Consider the following 16,777-nt stretch of genomic DNA (forward strand, 5'->3'; position numbering starts at 1 on the left):
ATCACACCGCGCGTCCATGGCGTTCTCCCGCGGGCGGCCAGAGAGATCGGGGAATTTATGCGGCGACGGGTGCTTGAGTTGACGAACGCGGTCCTGCGGCATGTTGCCGTCCCCTCCCTTGTCGTTCTGCTCGGCCTGTCAAGCGCGCTCGGCCAGAGCGGAGCTCCCCAGGATCAAGGCAAGGCGGCCGCGACAACGCCAGCCGATGCCGCCAAGGACGCCAACCAGAACCAGCGCCGGACCGACGAATTCGCCGAGGCGGCCCAGGCCATCAACGGCCCGGCTGGAAACCCCGAATGCGTCTGGCTCGGCCGCCGCGTGGTGCGGCTGATGTGGCGGGATGACCTCGATACCGCCTTCCGCCATCTCGATCTCTACGACCGCTTCGGCTGCCCCGGCGGCCACATCCAGGCGGCGTTCCGCTGCCTGACCCGCTTCGGCGGCCAGATCGATCCCAAGGTCGCCGAAACCCTGGACAGCCGCGTGCACGCCTGCTGGATCAATCCGGCGGCGCAGCCGCAGCAGGCCGCGGCCGCAGCGTCCCAGCCGCCCGCGCCGACGACCGGCACTTCGCCGCAGCCGACTGCAAGCCCCGCGCCTGCCGCGAGCCCCTCGCCCGCCGCCCCGCCAAAATAGCCGCGATCACTTCACCCGCCGTTCAGGAACGATGGGCGATACCGGCGATTGGCACTGCTCGTGCTTTCACATCGTCGGTGCCCTCAAAAGGCCATGCCGCTAAACGACACGGCGTCATGACAGTTGTGAAAACGCGTGGCAGAGGTATGTTCCGTTTGCCGCGGACTCGGTCGGATCTCGGGGTCGGATCCGCTTCCCTGCCATCTCAGCCCCGATTGGTTTAGCCGCGATGCGTGCCATCGTCGCCGTTCTGTTGCTCGTGTCCGCGCTTCACGCCGGGCTGTGGGGAGTTCTGCGTGACAAGGAGCCCGCACCCGACTTCAAGGGCCTGTTGCCGAGCGTGTCCTATGCGCCGTTCGAGGGATCGGCCCATCCCGACATCGACAACATTCCAACCATCGAGAAAATCCGCGCCGATCTGAAGACGTTGTCGACGATGACGCGCGCCATCCGCCTGTACTCGTCCACGGGCGGCGTAGAGCTGGTGCCGCCGATCGCCGCGGAGTTCGGCCTCAAGGTCATGGTCGGCGCCTGGATCGACAAGAACGACGAGCGTAACCAGCGCGAGATCGAGGCTGCCATCAACCTCGCCCGCAAGAACAGCAACGTAATCGGCGTCGTCGTCGGCAACGAGGTGATCTATCGCGGCGAGCAGAAGGTCGAAGACTTGATCGACATGATCAAGAAGGTCAGGAGCGCGGTTCGCGTGCCCGTCACGACCGGCGAGATCTGGAACATCTGGCGCGACAATCCGGACCTTGCCTCCAACGTCGACTTCATCGCCGCTCACGTGCTGCCCTATTGGGAAAATTTCCGCTCGGACCAGGCGGTGGATCAGGCCGTCGACCGCTACAACCTGCTGCGTAACCTGTTCCCCGGCAAGCGCATCGTGATCGCCGAATTCGGCTGGCCGAGCGCGGGCTACAATTTGCGCAACGCCGATCCCGGTCCGTTCCAGCAGGCGCTGACGTTGCGCAACTTCGTCAGCCGCGCCGAAGCCCTCGGCATGGAATACAACATCGTCGAGGCGATCGATCAGCCCTGGAAGTTCTTCGAAGGCGGCGTAGGTCCGTATTGGGGCATCCTCAATGCCAACCGCGAGCCGAAGTTTTCGTGGACCGGCCCGGTCGAGAACCCCGACTACTGGAAGCTGATGACCATCGCACTGCTGGTCGGCATCCTGCTGTCCCTGCCGATCCTGCGGCTGGAGCAGCCCACCCCCAGGCAGGCGTTCCTGCTGTCGGCGACCGCGAACGGCGTTGGCGCCTGGGTCGCGACCGTGTTCGCTTATTGGGCCGGGCACTATTTCCTGTTCGGCTCGGCCTTCGCGCTGACGCTCGGCATGATCCTGCTCGTTCCGCTGGTTCTCATCGCGATGGCGCGGATCGAGGAGATCGCCGCGGTCGCCTTCGGCCGGCCGCCGCGCCGGCTGCTCGCCAAGGACAAGCCGGTCGAAGGCGTGCCCGAGAACTACTTCCCGAAGGTCTCGATCCACATCCCCGCCTATTACGAGCCGGTCGACATGCTCAAGCAAACGCTCGATGCACTGGCGCGGCTGAACTACCCGAACTACGAGTGTGTGGTCATCATCAACAACACGCCCGATCCCGCCTTCTGGCAGCCGATTCAGGATCATTGCCGCGCGCTCGGCGAACGTTTCAAGTTCATCAACGCCGAGAAGGTGCAGGGTTTCAAGGCCGGCGCGCTGCGCATCGCCATGGACCGCACCGCAGCGGACGCCGAGATCATCGGCATTCTCGACGCCGACTATGTCGTCGATCCCGACTGGTTGAAGGATCTCGTGCCGGCCTTCGCCGATCCGCGCGTCGGCCTCGTGCAGGCGCCGCAGGACCACCGCGACGAAGATTTGTCGATCATGCACTACATCATGAACGGCGAATATGCCGGCTTCTTCGACATCGGCATGGTCCAGCGCAATGAGTTCAATGCCGTCATCGTGCACGGCACGATGTGCCTGATCCGTCGCGCCGCGATGGACATGGCCGGCGGCTGGTCGAGCGACACCATCTGCGAAGACAGCGATCTCGGCCTTGCAATCCAGGAGCTTGGCTGGACCACACACTACACCCGCCATCGCTACGGCCAGGGCCTGTTGCCCGACACTTACGAGGCCTTCAAGAAGCAGCGCCACCGCTGGGCCTATGGCGGCTTCCAGATCGTGAAGAAACACTGGCGGCGCTTCCTGCCCGGCGCAAGCCGGCTGACACAGGACCAGAAGCGCGAATATGGCCTCGGCTGGCTGAACTGGCTGGGCGCGGAAAGCCTCGGCGTCGTCGTTGCCCTTCTCAACCTCGTCTGGGTACCGATCGTCGCCTTCGCCGACATTGCGATCCCCGACAAGATCCTGACGCTGCCGATCATCGCCGCCTTCGTCGTCTCGCTCGCGCACTTCCTGTCGATGTATCGCCTGCGCGTTGCGGTGAAGCCCGGCCAGATGCTGGGCGCCATGATCGCGGCAATGAGCGTGCAGTGGACGGTGTCGCGTGCGGTCGCCCAAGGTCTGATTACCGAGCATCTCGCCTTCGCCCGCACCTCCAAGGGCGGCCTGTCGCGGATGTCGATCGAGTTCCAGGCATTCTGGGAAGCTGTGATCGGCGCCCTGCTGCTGATTGGCGCCGGCGTGCTCGTCGCCTCCAACAGCTTCCGGCAGATCACCGAGATCTACATCTTCGCCGGCGTCCTGGTGCTGCAAAGCCTGCCGTTCCTGGCCGCGGTCGCGATCGCCATACTCGAGCTCAGCCGCATCAACTCCTTCCAGTTCTGGCGCGACAGCGCCGTGCGCGCCGCCGAGCTGATCGGCCTGCGCCCTGTCGCGCTGCCGAGCCCCGCCGGTTCCTCGCAGCAGGTCGCCAGCGAGGTCCGCCGCGAGGCGAACTGACCGGGCGCAGCAGTTCGGCCTGCGGTCGAGGACCCCTGGATTGGAAGTCATCCGCTCTTTGAGGTGGACGACGCTCGTCGGTGGGTCGAACATTCCGGCCTAAATCACGGAATGGGCGCGAAAATCCCCGCGCCTGCCGCGATCTTCGGCGACTGCGCCCACTATTGACCTCAGCGGCCGCTCACCCTACACAGCGCGGGCCGAAAGCATGATCCGGAAACAGCCTGCCGGTTTTCCCCGCGACGCGCGTTTACGTTGCGGCAAGACATGCTTCTCGAATGTCCGAAGGTGATGGCGACCGATCCGCGAAGCCATCAATCGGCCATGGGAGCGCGTAGCTCAGCCGGTAGAGCACGTGACTTTTAATCACGGGGTCCTGGGTTCGAGCCCCAGCGCGCTCACCACATTGAAAACAAAGAACATTTTTCGTTCCGACGGCGACGTTGTTCGCGCCAATATTTTACTCCGGTAAGCGCGAGGTAAGCAGCGCAAATAGCATTTTCGCCATGATCGCTTGCTTTCTGATCCCGCCCCATGGCCGCAGATCAGACTCCGGCAGCGACTCCCGCGTTAAGAGCCCGTCGGTGAATTGTTGGCACTGGGCTGCCGTGGTCACCGGCTACTAGGTTTGCCCCCTATAGGTAGTCAACGCCGCCAGCCGCTTCGCTGCATCGGCGATGTCCGCCTCAGAACTGATCTGTAGCTTATTCAGCAAACGGGCACGCTGCTCCGAAACCTGCTTGACTGTGCCCCCGAGCTGAACGGCGATTTCCTTGTCGGTCTTGCCGGCCGCCAAGCGTCTCAAGAATTGCTTTTCGCGAGGACTTAACGGCGTTTCGTTCATGGCCGTTGCACCTGGGCACGAGCTGCACATCGTGACGGAGCATGATCAGATAATTTCAATCCGCAGGCAACGATCCCATGTCGGCGCGCGCGGCTCAGGCCGTATCCGCAAAGTAAGGCCGCCAGCGTGAACCGGCGGGGGTGGGCCGACAGATGCCCCGGTCGCCAAGCGTACACGGCGACGACCTGACCGCCCCCCGTGACAGCTTCACGCGGTCGATTTTGTGTTTCGTCTTGCCATCATTCGTGAGTTGCCCGCACCCGACGTCGGTAGAAATACTGATCCGGCCACGGTGGAGGTGTTGTTGATTACGGTCTGTATCGGCGTCCTAGCTGTAGGCGCCACATTCGCCGTGATCATCTTTTTCGATGCTCGGGCTGAGCGCAGACGCCAACAGTAAGGCCGTTTCAGTTGGGGCCTCTTCAACACCCACGACGCGCAGTAGCTCGCCGCCGTTCTGCCCCCCTAGGAATTGACAATTTGCGGGGTGCCGACGTCGGCGCTTTCATGCCTGCATGCGCAAGCCTGCCCACGAGGTGCAAGCCCTGTGGGTCAACTCAATCATGTCGCGTGCGCGATTCATTTGTGATTGCTTATGCAATCTGTGTGATGGCGGGCGCGATCTAGGCAGTTATCCGCCGGTTGTCGCGAAGGCGAAGGGCAAAATAGCCCAGTATCGGACTTACCGCACTGCTTTATGCACTAGCGTGTTTGCTCCACCAAGAGCTGCTAAAAGGCCCGCAGCTCACGTTAAAGCCGAAGTCCGACGGGTTGCAAATTGGAGGGCACCAAGATTTGGGCGGGCGACTGCGTTGGCTACGAGTGGCGGAAACTCCCCCCTATTACGTTGATGCACCCTCAAGCGGAGATCACGCCGTCCTGCGGGTTTCGTCCAAGCATCGAGTCGTTCGAGCGCGCGGAGCGACGCCCGTCGGGGAACATGCGCTTGAACCTGTTGACGGCGCGGATTGCAAACCCGAATCCGATCGGAGTGGTATAGCGCAAGAAGGCGATCTTCTTCACATAGCCCTCGACATGCCATTTTGCGTGCGCACCCTTGCGAAAAAAGATCACGTCGCCGACGCCATAGCGTTTCGGGGGCATGCCCTCGGTCTCGAGTACGACCGATCCTTCAAGGATCATGATGGTCTCGTCGAGATCGTAGTACCAGTCGAATTTGCCTTCGGTGCACGACCAGATCATGGTCTTGGCGGTGCCACATGCGCTGGTCGACAACACGGTCGAGCGCGCTTCAGGATTGCTTTCAATGATCCAGGATGGCTCGATCGGTGACAGCTTGAGATCCACGTTGGAACGGCCCGTTTCAATAAGCGCGAGCGTCACTGGTCACCTCTAAAGATCGAACAAGGTTGCACGCTTAAAAAGCATCTCAGGGAGACAAAACTGCGGATTGCTTTGCACATCATACGTACATTCCGCAGGCAACTATGAGATGCCACGTTGCCGCACACCCGACTGAAGTAACCCTGAATTGCAAGGCAGTCCCTCTGCACAGCCCCGCGGTGCAGTGTAACAGTCACCGCTTCCATTTCCGCAGCGGGAGTTTTTTGCATGCCTCGCTCGTCATCCATCACGCCGCGAGATTTAGATCACGATACCTACGTCGTGCTGGACGCCTCCGGGTCTTGGGCAGGGCGCGGCTGGTACGACGATGAGGATAATTACGAAACATTGATCTGCGACCTCTTGGAGGGCCGGTATAGCCCTCCGCTGCGGATCGTCTGTTTCAACACCACCGAGGGATGGTCGCGCGTTGTAACTAGAGACATCGCTGCTGATCTGCAGCGGCTCTCGGAAAAAGGGCAAGCTGCTCCGTGCTTTTTGCAATGGTTTTTGGAGATGGATACTCCCGCAGAGAAGAAAGACCAAAGAGCCGCTCGCCGCTTAAAACGGCCCGGCGGCTAGGAGAAGCAGAGCCGGAGGCAGCGCGCGGAGCGCCAATGGCCCTAGCCCTTCCCCCTTCGGCTGGGGCCTGCGGCCGTCGAGCATCTGAGCCGCTCCACCAGCGCTTCTACGTGTTGCGCGTGAATCAAGGCGCTACTCCGTTTCTACACACCGAAGGTTAGCGGCGACGAGTTCGGCGCCGGCATCAAATAATGCCGTGCGGATGTGCGGCTGATCAAAGCTGACATTCACGGATAAAGCCGGCCCCGGCCCTGGCGATTAGGGGGCTGAGTGGGGCCGGGGCCTTTGGAGGTGCTTGGCCTTGGACCAGCCAAACAACGCATCTTAGCCGACGCGGGGTCGCCTATCTGTTCGCTTACGTACACTTGCGGTGCCAGGTGACGCGGCTTTCAGCCGCACACCTTTGTCCCGCTAACAACGCCGGAATAGCAGGCGTCCCCAACCGCCGCTTGGGGCCACAAGCCGGATGGGAACGCATGCAGCAGAATTGGGGATGAATACTACCGCAGGTCACGAGTTGACTGCACCGAGGCTCGTGACCAGGACATCCTTTATCTTCGTACTCCAACGCGATTGACGCCGCCATTCCAATTGCCTGGACCCGCCGTAGCACCCCGGACCGCAGCGCGCGCCACCGGACGAGGCCGAAGCACGACACCGGCCCTAGCGACACAACCTGCCGGATAGCCGACATACGTGCAGTAAATAACCGCCTCGGCGGGTGCCGGCATAAGAGTGGCTCCCGCAATCCCCAACAGGATGCTGGCGGCAATTCCCGTAACGGTCACTGATTTGGTCGAAAGACCGTTTCGCTGATGCATGGTGCTCCTCCTCTTCGCATTTGCGATCGTGACTGGAGCCGCCCAAAAGTGCGGCTCAAGATAGCCTGAGGGCCACGAGTCGTTTGGCCTTGACGTAGATCAACGGGCGGTCGGCGTGAAAAAGCGAACTCGGTGTTATCCGTTGGGCATCGAAGCCGTGCAGGACGGGCGCATCCACATCGAGAAGATCAACGCCCCGTTCCTCTACACGCTGAAAGCCAGCGGCCCGGAGTTCGGCGCAGGGATCAAGATGGAGGTCGAGCGCTGGCTCGAGCTGCACGAGAGCGGGACCTACGTTCGGCCCTTGAAGGCAGAGGCCACCAACTAAGGCAGCCTTACTCGTCTTTGGAGTCCTCGGAGCGCTTGAGAAGTTCCAGGGAGCGCCTGATTTGTTCCTTTGAGTGCTCCACCAGTTGGCGCGTGTAATCGTTTCCCCGAGACAGCCGTTGCTTGCGCGTATCGGCATCATGCGGGCGTTGAACCGAAAGAATTAACCCCGGATCGCACCGCAGCCCCCACACGATCAGTTGTAAAAGCGTGAACGGAATGCCCCTAATCGCGCCCAAACCTCGGCCCCAGGTTTAACGGCGGGCGAGTAACCTCAGAGACAAACGCCCTACGGGGCGATCGAGCGCGACGGAGAACAGGTTATGGGGGCGATCATTGCAGGCACTGCGGCGGTAGCCGTTACCGCAGCTTGGCTTCGGTTCGTCGGGTGCATCGAAAAGGCCGCCAAGGAAGCCGATCGGCGCTAAGGCACGGCGTTGGTCATGCTGCCTGCCACCGGCTAGCGTAGGTTCTCACATCCTGCAGCCGTCACACATGGAGTGGCCGGACCTCTTGCGGCCAGCCACAAGCGATTGCGAGCTTGCCGGCCCAAAACTTCGCCGACTCTTGCTCGGAGACATCAACGACCGTGAAGCCACCGAGATACTCCGGGGCGTTGGAATACCGACCTTCGCTAAACTGCAGTTCGCCGCTGATGTTATCAGCACTGAAAGCCTTGCTCAGATCTTCATCTACTCCCGCGGCGAAGATGAGCACGCCCGCTTCCTTCATCTCGGCTACGACTGCCCTAGCCAACGGTCCGCGAGACCGAAACCACTCTTCGGAGTGATCACCGACCCATTGCTGGTTGAAGTAGATAATGTAGTGCGTCATGTAACCTTCCTATTATCTGCGGCTAGGAGAACATACTACCTCAGATCATCGGTGTTTGGCGTATTCCGCTTCTGGCCCCTTGGCGACGTCGCACTTGCCCGAAATGCCTGCTTCGCACCAAGAGCGGACACACCTTCGATAATCGGACGCTATCGAGACGATGCGGGGATCGAAGCCAGCGCTATTGCATCAAAAGCGAGGTCCGGCCGAGACTTGCCTCCAATGTCGGACCTCGCAGCCGCTAATCCCGCCGACGGGGGCGAAAAGATCGTCTCGCTCTTAGCATGCTGCAGGAGGTCACGCGCCCACCAGTCAGCCCCGGTAGGTTGCTACCAAAGCCCCTCGGACACGGTATCGACCAGCCGGGTGCTCGTATCCTGGCCGATCGGCGCGTCCAGGGACCATGGCGAATCCGCCCTGCCGTATGCCTTCGTCGGATTCTGCTTGAAGTACTCAGAGACGAACTCGTTGATGCGTTTCGGCGTCTTCGTGATGCCAAACGGCTTGCGATTGAAGACTCGGCGCCGATGGGCCAAGAAAACCATGCTCACGATTTCGTCTTTTGCTTCATCAGCAATGTGTCTGGGAATGAGCGAGCGAACCCATTCATATTGCTTGCAGCCGTTCTTAGCTTTTGTTCGCCGGCCCATCCGCTCCCTTGCCCCAGCTGCCCAGTCTCTGCAAATCGCGTCAAACTCCGGATCTCGTGCACGGGTCCGATACAATGCATTCATATCGCCGACTATCTTTCTGATCCGAACGTATGTGGCGCGCCGTTTCATAGCTTCGATCGCCTTGGCCCTCATTTCGGGCTTCAGGAGCGGACCAACTCGTTTCTGACGTTCGATCTCGCACAGTTTGCATTGACGCCCCATCGTCCATTTCGAACCGAAGGGTTTTGCGCGGGTGGCCGCGCCGCTAGCGAACCCATAGCGCCACGAGAGCGCACGCAAAGCCGATCGCTAGGATGCCAGCAGCCGTCGCCGTGACCAGATCGATTGACCAGGGGTGTGCTTTTCCGCCGATCAAGTCGAGGTGTCTGGAGTGGCTCTCATCCCTGAATGTCTGAAGGCGCATGACACGCACTCCTTTGTGCGCACGGAGGATGATTCAATCGGCGACAGCTCAGACAGTTCCCTGAAATGCGCTTTTCCATAACCACGACGCGCAGTGGCTCACCACCGTGGCGCCGACGTCCGGCCCGACTTCAATTGGAATAAGCCTGCGGTCCCGGCTATGGGGTACCGATGAGCTTCGACCTAAAAGAGCGGTCTCGACAACGGGGGGCCGACGAGACCGTTGAGCATCACCATTCCACCGGGAAATAACCCGGAGCCCAATCCTGCCGGGTCTACGAACAGGCGCATTCACCTATGTAAACGCTTCCGCGTGTCGGAAGCCCCCGTAGGTTAATGCGAGCGCTTCCCAAAGATGACAACTTAGGAGCCACGTTCACTACCAAGAGTTCTAAGAACTGGAACAGGTTTCGTGGACGGACCATCATAAAACGACGCCGGTTCAAGCAGGCAAAGCCGCTGGGCGAGCGGCTGATAAGAGCGGCGCAGCTAGCGCGAGAGAAAGCAGACCAAATGCCACCCGGAGCCGAACGCGACGACCTCTCGCGAAAGGCTCAGAAAGCTGACGTTACCGCTGACATCGATGGATGGTTGAATTCGCCGGGTCTGAAGCCTCCGACATAGCGCAGCGGTCCTGAGTTAGGTGCCGGGATCAAGACGGCTATCGGGCGCGGCTGGCTCGAGCAGATCTGTGATGCTGGGCACATCGGAGTTTGCGCTCCGGCCACCCGTGTCTTGACACCGCAAAGCGCGGGACAGAAGCCCGGCGCCCTTGACCAGTATGACCTTGGTCACCGCACGGATAAACTGTGCGGTCTAAACCTCCGACATCAGTTGAACGGGGACCATCCCCTCACGAAGCGAGGAGAATGAACATGACGAAGATTGCGCGAACCGAAACTCCCGAACTGTCGATCGGGGAGCTCGACCAGGTCGCCGGCGGAATGTCCGTACCCACAAATGAAGCGCAGATCATTGCGGGGATCAGGGCTAAAAACTTTGCCCCCGGCAGCATCTTTACTGGAAACAGTTCCTTTGGGGACACAATAGACAACAACAACAACCTTCCGTGAGAATCAAAGAGGCCGCCAACTGAGGCGGCCTCTTCCATTTCGTCAGCGCCCTAGCATGCGAGCGTGTGTCCACAACCATTGCCGGTTGCGCCTCCTTTGCGATCGACGCCGGCGCTTCATGGCCTGCTTCCGTAGAGGCGCTTCCGGAGATCGCGGGCACGATCCGCGATAATCATCATGACGCGATGCAGGTCCACCAGGGCCGTCCACAATGCGCGAGATGGGCGTTCGTGCGTCTTGGTCTATTGCGCTCACTACCGGTACAGCCATAACGTTGCCCTCAGCGCTGATTGCTGATGGCGTGAGGTTATCCGATATTGAACCTCGGTTTGTCTGCAAGGCTTGTGGCCTGCGCGGCGCCGACGTGCGACCGCGGCACCGAAGCCCCGCGCAACGCAAGGAGGAGAGGATGACTGACGATCAAGTCAATCGGATTGTCGAGCACCTTTGTCAGCACTTACACGTGACTGTCCGGTTGAAGGGCACACAGCCAGTGATCCATCCGCCAAACCTCAAGGATCTTGGATTCGATCCTGCGTCTGTGAGAGCCGTTTTGCTGACCGGCTTACATTGGGCGGGCGTCACAGTCGTCGACAGCATCGAGACCCGTGAAGAGCCGCCCTGGTCCTGACGAAAAACCCCCGCAGCAAATCCGACCGTGACCCAGCGCCGTCACTCGGATGAATCCTGGTTAGCGGACTAGGTCGTCCGCGGCTGGTCCTGTTGCCTGTCAACTGCGATCGACAGGTCGTGATTAACCTCGTCCAGTGCTCGCGGTTCGCGCCAAAGCAGAACGGCGAGCACGATCATCCCCGGCGTCCATGCCAGCATTGCCCCAAAACACATCGCTTGTAAGGTCGACATGATGAACCACGGGCTGTCCCCGCCCCTTGTGCCGAATTGGTTAAGTAACTCTGGCTCGTATTTGTTCCAATCAAGGCACAATCGAGACGGAGCCATGTCGCGGCACGGCACTTTGTGTGGAAAATTTCGGAACGGTGTGGAAAAGCTTCGCCGCTACTTAAGCCAGCTACCGCCCACACCGCCGGTCACCGCCCGGTCAAGATCACCTCGGGCGAGATGCGCGCGACGGCCGTTCGCCGGCGGCTTATCTTGCCACGCCTCTCGCGGGTGACCTGGCTTCGTCTCTCGTGAGTGCGGCTAGCCGATCCAATTGAGTAGCCAAACCCGTTAAGCTCCTCGCGATATTTTGCATCAGGAAAGCGCGGTCTTTGGAAATATTGGTGGCCCGCGAAAGGGCTTTGAAGTGGCTTGCGAGCTCCAGGCATTCCGTAGCAGTCATGATGTCAACTCCGACGCGGCTGGGACTTCCGGATTCAGCTTGCGCACGAAAGGTTCGGACGCTTGACGGCAGCGCCCCACCCGCTCGAGATAAGGCGGGAGCCGCTGCTCTATCCCGGGAGGGAACCAACAAAATCCCGGAGAACCAATTATTTGCACGAACTGTGCCAAATTCTTATGACACCGCTGAAGGAACAGTACGGAACCACTCTGCTTGATCGATGGCCGACGATCCGCAAGGCTTGCGGCAGTCGGGTGGGCCGAGAAACGCTGACTCGAGCTGCAGGAGAGCGGAACTTACGTGCGGCTTACCAGGGCGGCAGAATGAAGGGGTGCCGTCCTAATTCGGACACCCGAATTGAATTCGGACACCTCGGAAAATCCGAGTTACGCCGGTTGCTCCATCGCATATGGCGCGGCCCTAATGCATGTTGCCGCGCTGGGCCAGCGCAAGCCTTGGTTGGCCTGTCAACCTGGCCTCAGCTCCCCTAAGCCCCCCGGAGTTGAGGCCAAATTTTTGGAGGCTTCCGCAAGCGAGCGCGCGAAGCTTTGCTCACACAAAACTGTTGGACACGTTGAACTATCTTATTTGCTCGCTCGAATAGATTTTTTCATTCCTACGGGAGGCCCCATGACTGACGAGAGGTTCGCCCGTCTGCGTGCCCACGATAAGAACATCAGCCGATATCGACGCCTGCTTGGAACCAATCTGTCAGATCTGGAGCGCCAATTTTTGGAACAGCGCCTTCGCGAGGAAAAGTCGGCGGTCGAGAGCCTGACCCATCCTGCTTTCCACCACCTCACGGATTGAACGACACGATCCCGTTCGCCGCTAGCCGTCGGTCGAGCGCGGCCGGCTCGACGCACGAGAGTGAAACCTACATCCGGCCCTTGAAGACTGACGCCGCGCAACTGACCCTATCGAAGGAAGCCCGCCATTCGCGACGGGCTCAAGGCTAAGGGAGAGTAAGACGCCATGAAGGCGCATCCAAAGCGTACGGCGATTCCCAATGATGCGCTGTATCGCAATTCACACTGTGGACAAGAAAGCATCCCTGGCGTTGAAGAATGAGCAAGGGCTGGGGACGGCCCTTGATTTGGCAGGCGCGATCGTACCCAGCGATACATCTCTTCGCTGTTTTTGCGCATCTTGCGCTGCGCTCCGCGCTCGACCAGTTGGACCGAAGTCCGATTAATGAATCGGCAACGCTGTTGTCATAAAATGAAATCAACTCGCTGCTGGAGACTCGACAATGACCGAGTACGTCATCAGGGAAGTTGGCTCTCGTCAGTGGCTCGTGTTTGCCGATCGACGATGCATCGCTTTTTGTGCCGATGAAAACGAGGCGGTGAAAGCGATGAACGGACACAGTGCGCGCAATCGCCTCGCGCGTGATGAGATAACGGCTCAGCCGCTCCAGGAAGCTATCGCCCCTCAGTCGGGGTCAATTTTCCAGACCCACGAGGCGCAGTAACCCGCTGCCGCTCCCGACCGCACACCGCCCGATCAAGATCACATTGGGCGCGACGAGCGAAGTATATTGCCACGCTCCCGAAGTGGCCGCATGACGGGCCAGAACGGAAAGCGGCTATGGAGGCGCCGATCTCCTGGTGGCTCAGCGAGGTGGCGCCACGATGTTCGCCCGTATCGGCATCATGCGTGTCTTGAACCGCGGCAAGCCGCCCCTAAATCTCCAGCAGAGAGACAGGCCGGCAAAGAAGTACAGGCTGTCAGATGAACAGAGTGATCGGCCGCAGGACCATCTACGCCGTGCTTGTCGTCGTCGTGCTGCTGATCATCTGGCAGATTCTTGCATCGTTTTGACTGGCCAACCGGTTCATGCTGGGACGACTCTTCGCACCCCAACCCTCATGTATCACGACAGGAAATATGATCATGCGCACAATGCTAGTCATATTCGCCTTGCTCGCAGCCGGGACCGCTGCAGTCGCCGGCCCCGCTCCCCCCGTTTCATATGATTATCCCTGGTGCGTCTATGGCGGGGAGCTCGGCTTTTCCGGCGACTGCTCCTATCAGACGAGAGAGCAATGTCTGGCGTCCGCGTCCGGCCGGTCGAACGTGATATGTAAAGAGAACCGGCGCCTTCTGTTCCAGCAGCAGGCCGTACCGCAGCCGGATGTGCCACAGCCTCGGGCGTACCGTCGGCATTGAAAAATGGATGCTCCCAGTCGGCGCATCGTCAAGCGTAGCCGCAGGCGAGAAACGGCTGGCCGAGGACTTCGCAGCCTCAACCGGCGGCCGGGAGCCGTCAGCCGTTGACGGTGCGTTTGCGGTGCGATCGGCGGCGGCGCTTCATGCTCCCTGCCCGCGCCGCTGGCGGTCCTTTGACGCGTCGGATGTGCCGCCTCTCCCCGTGCAGCACGACTTAACGCTCTGCCTCGCAGCTTCAATAAAGGATAGGAGACTTCGATGATCACTGCCCGATGCAGTTGCGGTGCCGTGACGCTGTCGCTTCCGGGACCATCCGCAGTCGTCATCGCCTGTCATTGCATCGATTGCCAGCGGCGAACCGGCGCGCCGTTCGGGGTCGGAGCGTTCTATCTCGCCGAGGCCGTCACCGTTTCAGGAGTGCCGAAAGAGTTCACTCGTGCTGCCGCAAGTGGCGGGAAGGTCCGGAGCTATTTTTGCGGGGGCTGCGGCTCAACGGTTTACTGGAAGGCCAGCAATCTGCCTGCGTTCATCGGCGTTGCCGTCGGCACGATCGCGGATACGAGTTACCCGGCTCCGGTCAGGTCAGTGTTCGAGCAATCGAAACATGCCTGGGTCGAAATCGGCGGTGCTGGCACCGAGCACTTCCAGCAGAGCAGCGTACACAAGAGCGTGGGCACATCTGACTGATATGGCCACATCGTCCGACGTGGCATCCATTTGGCGCGAGACAGGAAAAGGAATGCTCGTTCAAGAGGACATTGGCCGATCGCCAGGAGGCGTAAGTTTGCTGCGATGCAATCCTGCAGGGTCTACCGCTTTTTCCCGATGGCTGAACTTGAGCCATCATGCTAGGTTCCCCGCACATCATTCCTCCTAGGTCTGATGTGGTGAGCGGTAGCCTTCGGACTGTCGTTCGCTAATACTTAGCCGTTTGCGGCCCCGCCTCCGGACCTTTGTTTCAAGTCCGTAGGGCGATGTTTTTTTGATGCATTTCCCTCCGTTCTTCCCACAGACTCGGAGGCGGGTCCTTTTTCACGTCGATGTCTTGGCGTTGCCAGCCCGCCAGCTTGGGCGGGCGAGAACGTCGAGGGCTGAGATCAGTCTTGGCGCGCTGAGAGCCTTGCCTCAACCCGCGCCTGCCTGATCGGTCCTGATCCACGCCATCGCCAATTCCCATGCTACCGACAGCACGATCGGCCCAATGAAAAGGCCGACGATGCCGTGTGCGAGCGTGCCGCCGATCACACCGACGAAGATCACGATGGTCGGCGTGTTGAGCCCGCGCCCCATCACCAGCGGCTTCAACATGGTGTCGATGAATCCGACGAGGACAAGGAACACGGTCAGCAGCAGCGCCGTGGTGACGTCCTTTGCGGTCCAGATCCAGACGATCACGGGCAGGAGCACGAGGAAGGCGCCGATCTGCACGATCGACAGCAGCAGCACGATGAACGCGAGCAGCCCGGCGCTCGGCACGCTCGCGAGCTTGAAGCCGACACCAGCGAGCAGCGCCTGAACGATCGCAACGCCGATCACCCCTTGCGACACGGCGCGGATGGTCGCGCCCGCGAGCTCCAGGAAATGCTCGCTCTGCTCGGGCACGATGCGAAACAGGAAGCCGCGACCGGCGGCGACGAGCCGCGGCCCGTGGGGAAACAGGAAGCCGGCGACGAAGACCGAGACGAGAAACTGCAGCGTCCCGACGCTGGCATCGCCGGCGAGCGACAGCAGCGGCCCTGCCAGTGGCTGGAGATACGGCGCCACCTCGCGCAGCACGGCGCGGATGTTGTTGTAGGCCTGCTCCCAGAGCTCGTAGAGCTGCGGGCCGATGATTGGCCAGGATTTGATCTGCTCCGGCGCCGACTGAAGTGCGAGGTCGCCGGTGCCGAGCTGGCGCGCAAGTTCCCTCGCTCCCTCGACCGCACTCAACCCCAACCAGGTCGCGGGCCCGATGACGATGCCGAGCGTCATCAGGGTGAGGATCACCGCGGCCGTCCTGGGACGGCCGCCAAGCAGCTTGGCGAGCCAGCTGAAGGCCGGATAGAACGCGACCGCCAGCACGGCGCTCCAGGTCAGGATCGGCACGAAGGGCCGTATGATGACGAACGTCCAGATGATCAGGAGCGCGAGCAGGCCGAGCCGGATCAGAAGCTGAACAATGTCCTCTCCCGTCAGGAACTGGCGGAGGGTTTTCACGGGCGCAGCTTTCCTTGCGACATCAACGCGGCTTCCGGTGCCATCGACCGCCGCGATTGGCGCGCGGGGCAGGCCCCGCGTTATTGCCAGCCACGGATCGGGCGTCAAGACGACCTGTCAGGCGCCCCGCCTGCGAATTGCCGCTTCTAGTGGTTCGGTTGGGGCACGTTGCGGCCGATCACTCCGGCTGGACGTGCCCTTTGCTGAGCCAGTCCGGCAGCGCGGCTTGTTTGGGCTCAGGGCTGAAATCCGGCCGTCGTTCACCGGAAGCCGTGGTCCCGTCGACCTCGTCCGTCGGACCCGTGCCCCAAAGCCGAACACGATCGCGACCGACGATGGCCTCGAACAGCAACACGCCGACCCCCTTGATGCATTCGAGCAGAATGATCATCCAGATTAGCGGCGGAATCAGCTTGCTGAGGGTCAGCTGGCCGATGGGCGTGTCGAGGACTGCGGAGCTTGGTCCGAAGGCGTGGAAGACGGCCAGTATGATAAGCAGCGTCATCGCTGCCTTTGCTGCCTTCCTGCCCCGCTCCAGAACCGAATATTGTGTCATGGATCTCCCCACCGAGCATGGGACGCGGGCGCACCGGAAATGGTTCAACCGCTCGGACCGCAAGTCAGCAACGCGGATTTGCCTAACCGCCGTTAACCGGATTTGCGCCGATCG

At 60.9% G+C, this 16,777-nt stretch carries 17 protein-coding genes and 1 tRNA gene; 11 read left to right on the forward strand and 7 right to left on the reverse strand.

The window, feature by feature from the left end; translation table 11 throughout:
* The first annotated feature begins 57 nt into the window (after positions 1 to 57).
* The 3 genes from Q3C01_RS10955 (at position 58) to Q3C01_RS10965 (ending at position 3,939) form a co-directional block, all read left to right on the forward strand.
* Positions 58 to 636: a beta-1-3, beta-1-6-glucan biosynthesis protein gene (locus Q3C01_RS10955; protein ID WP_458145443.1), complete on the forward strand. Its 579-nt coding sequence runs from the start codon at positions 58 to 60 to the stop codon at positions 634 to 636.
* Between the two features lie 229 nt (positions 637 to 865).
* The gene (locus Q3C01_RS10960; protein ID WP_458145336.1) at positions 866 to 3,535 is read left to right on the forward strand and encodes a glycosyltransferase; all 2,670 of its coding nucleotides are present in this window, start codon (positions 866 to 868) and stop codon (positions 3,533 to 3,535) included.
* Positions 3,536 to 3,863: 328 nt separating this feature from the next.
* Positions 3,864 to 3,939 (forward strand) — tRNA-Lys (locus Q3C01_RS10965).
* 218 nt (positions 3,940 to 4,157) lie between these two features.
* Here Q3C01_RS10965 and Q3C01_RS10970 read toward each other — a convergent pair.
* Positions 4,158 to 4,379 carry a helix-turn-helix domain-containing protein gene (locus Q3C01_RS10970; protein WP_458145337.1) on the reverse strand — a complete coding sequence of 74 codons (222 nt, stop codon included), beginning with the start codon at positions 4,377 to 4,379 and terminating at the stop codon, positions 4,158 to 4,160.
* 858 nt (positions 4,380 to 5,237) lie between these two features.
* Positions 5,238 to 5,723, reverse strand: a complete 486-nt coding sequence (locus tag Q3C01_RS10975) for a cupin domain-containing protein (RefSeq protein ID WP_458145338.1) — start codon at positions 5,721 to 5,723, stop codon at positions 5,238 to 5,240.
* Between the two features lie 228 nt (positions 5,724 to 5,951).
* Between Q3C01_RS10975 and Q3C01_RS10980 the strand changes: the two genes are divergently transcribed.
* Entirely contained in the window at positions 5,952 to 6,305 is a 354-nt protein-coding gene (locus Q3C01_RS10980; protein WP_458145339.1) for a hypothetical protein, read from the forward strand.
* 551 nt (positions 6,306 to 6,856) lie between these two features.
* Here the strand turns inward: Q3C01_RS10980 and Q3C01_RS10985 are convergent.
* On the reverse strand, positions 6,857 to 7,126 hold the full coding sequence (locus tag Q3C01_RS10985; protein WP_458145340.1) for a hypothetical protein: 270 nt from the start codon (positions 7,124 to 7,126) through the stop codon (positions 6,857 to 6,859).
* Positions 7,127 to 7,241: 115 nt separating this feature from the next.
* Between Q3C01_RS10985 and Q3C01_RS10990 the strand changes: the two genes are divergently transcribed.
* Positions 7,242 to 7,454, forward strand: a complete 213-nt coding sequence (locus Q3C01_RS10990; protein ID WP_458145341.1) for a hypothetical protein — start codon at positions 7,242 to 7,244, stop codon at positions 7,452 to 7,454.
* Between the two features lie 488 nt (positions 7,455 to 7,942).
* Here Q3C01_RS10990 and Q3C01_RS10995 read toward each other — a convergent pair whose 3' ends face one another.
* Both Q3C01_RS10995 and Q3C01_RS11000 read right to left on the reverse strand, forming a co-directional pair.
* On the reverse strand, positions 7,943 to 8,287 hold the full coding sequence (locus Q3C01_RS10995) for a YciI family protein (RefSeq protein WP_458145342.1): 345 nt from the start codon (positions 8,285 to 8,287) through the stop codon (positions 7,943 to 7,945).
* 329 nt (positions 8,288 to 8,616) lie between these two features.
* Positions 8,617 to 9,240 (reverse strand): hypothetical protein, encoded by a 624-nt coding sequence (locus tag Q3C01_RS11000; protein ID WP_458145343.1) that lies wholly within the window; start codon positions 9,238 to 9,240, stop codon positions 8,617 to 8,619.
* Positions 9,241 to 10,238: 998 nt separating this feature from the next.
* Between Q3C01_RS11000 and Q3C01_RS11005 the strand changes: the two genes are divergently transcribed.
* From Q3C01_RS11005 to Q3C01_RS11030, 6 genes are all read left to right on the forward strand, one after another.
* Positions 10,239 to 10,436, forward strand: a complete 198-nt coding sequence (locus tag Q3C01_RS11005; protein WP_458145344.1) for a hypothetical protein — start codon at positions 10,239 to 10,241, stop codon at positions 10,434 to 10,436.
* Positions 10,437 to 10,845: 409 nt separating this feature from the next.
* Positions 10,846 to 11,067 (forward strand): hypothetical protein, encoded by a 222-nt coding sequence (locus Q3C01_RS11010; RefSeq protein WP_458145345.1) that lies wholly within the window; start codon positions 10,846 to 10,848, stop codon positions 11,065 to 11,067.
* Between the two features lie 1,302 nt (positions 11,068 to 12,369).
* Complete coding sequence (locus Q3C01_RS11015) at positions 12,370 to 12,549, forward strand: hypothetical protein (RefSeq protein WP_458145346.1); 180 nt, start codon at positions 12,370 to 12,372, stop codon at positions 12,547 to 12,549.
* 442 nt (positions 12,550 to 12,991) lie between these two features.
* Complete coding sequence (locus tag Q3C01_RS11020) at positions 12,992 to 13,213, forward strand: hypothetical protein (protein ID WP_458145347.1); 222 nt, start codon at positions 12,992 to 12,994, stop codon at positions 13,211 to 13,213.
* 431 nt (positions 13,214 to 13,644) lie between these two features.
* Positions 13,645 to 13,911: a DUF3551 domain-containing protein gene (locus Q3C01_RS11025; protein WP_458145444.1), complete on the forward strand. Its 267-nt coding sequence runs from the start codon at positions 13,645 to 13,647 to the stop codon at positions 13,909 to 13,911.
* Between the two features lie 258 nt (positions 13,912 to 14,169).
* On the forward strand, positions 14,170 to 14,598 hold the full coding sequence (locus Q3C01_RS11030; protein ID WP_458145348.1) for a GFA family protein: 429 nt from the start codon (positions 14,170 to 14,172) through the stop codon (positions 14,596 to 14,598).
* A 438-nt stretch (positions 14,599 to 15,036) separates the two neighbouring features.
* Here Q3C01_RS11030 and Q3C01_RS11035 read toward each other — a convergent pair whose 3' ends face one another.
* Complete coding sequence (locus Q3C01_RS11035; RefSeq protein WP_458145349.1) at positions 15,037 to 16,107, reverse strand: AI-2E family transporter; 1,071 nt, start codon at positions 16,105 to 16,107, stop codon at positions 15,037 to 15,039.
* 178 nt (positions 16,108 to 16,285) lie between these two features.
* On the reverse strand, positions 16,286 to 16,663 hold the full coding sequence (locus Q3C01_RS11040) for a hypothetical protein (protein ID WP_458145350.1): 378 nt from the start codon (positions 16,661 to 16,663) through the stop codon (positions 16,286 to 16,288).
* Between the last annotated feature and the right edge of the window lie 114 nt (positions 16,664 to 16,777).

This window comes from Bradyrhizobium sp. UFLA05-109, from assembly GCF_054185165.1.

What these genes read in the sequence shown, in the direction of transcription:
- Q3C01_RS10955 (WP_458145443.1), top strand. Translation starts at nt 58, where the DNA reads ATGCGGCGACGGGTGCTTGAGTTGACGAACGCGGTCCTGCGGCATGTT.
- Q3C01_RS10960 (WP_458145336.1), top strand. Translation starts at nt 866, where the DNA reads ATGCGTGCCATCGTCGCCGTTCTGTTGCTCGTGTCCGCGCTTCACGCC.
- Q3C01_RS10970 (WP_458145337.1), bottom strand. Translation starts at nt 4,379, where the DNA reads ATGAACGAAACGCCGTTAAGTCCTCGCGAAAAGCAATTCTTGAGACGC.
- Q3C01_RS10980 (WP_458145339.1), top strand. Translation starts at nt 5,952, where the DNA reads ATGCCTCGCTCGTCATCCATCACGCCGCGAGATTTAGATCACGATACC.
- Q3C01_RS10985 (WP_458145340.1), bottom strand. Translation starts at nt 7,126, where the DNA reads ATGCATCAGCGAAACGGTCTTTCGACCAAATCAGTGACCGTTACGGGA.
- Q3C01_RS10995 (WP_458145342.1), bottom strand. Translation starts at nt 8,287, where the DNA reads ATGACGCACTACATTATCTACTTCAACCAGCAATGGGTCGGTGATCAC.
- Q3C01_RS11005 (WP_458145344.1), top strand. Translation starts at nt 10,239, where the DNA reads ATGACGAAGATTGCGCGAACCGAAACTCCCGAACTGTCGATCGGGGAG.
- Q3C01_RS11010 (WP_458145345.1), top strand. Translation starts at nt 10,846, where the DNA reads ATGACTGACGATCAAGTCAATCGGATTGTCGAGCACCTTTGTCAGCAC.
- Q3C01_RS11015 (WP_458145346.1), top strand. Translation starts at nt 12,370, where the DNA reads ATGACTGACGAGAGGTTCGCCCGTCTGCGTGCCCACGATAAGAACATC.
- Q3C01_RS11020 (WP_458145347.1), top strand. Translation starts at nt 12,992, where the DNA reads ATGACCGAGTACGTCATCAGGGAAGTTGGCTCTCGTCAGTGGCTCGTG.
- Q3C01_RS11025 (WP_458145444.1), top strand. Translation starts at nt 13,645, where the DNA reads ATGCTAGTCATATTCGCCTTGCTCGCAGCCGGGACCGCTGCAGTCGCC.
- Q3C01_RS11030 (WP_458145348.1), top strand. Translation starts at nt 14,170, where the DNA reads ATGATCACTGCCCGATGCAGTTGCGGTGCCGTGACGCTGTCGCTTCCG.
- Q3C01_RS11040 (WP_458145350.1), bottom strand. Translation starts at nt 16,663, where the DNA reads ATGACACAATATTCGGTTCTGGAGCGGGGCAGGAAGGCAGCAAAGGCA.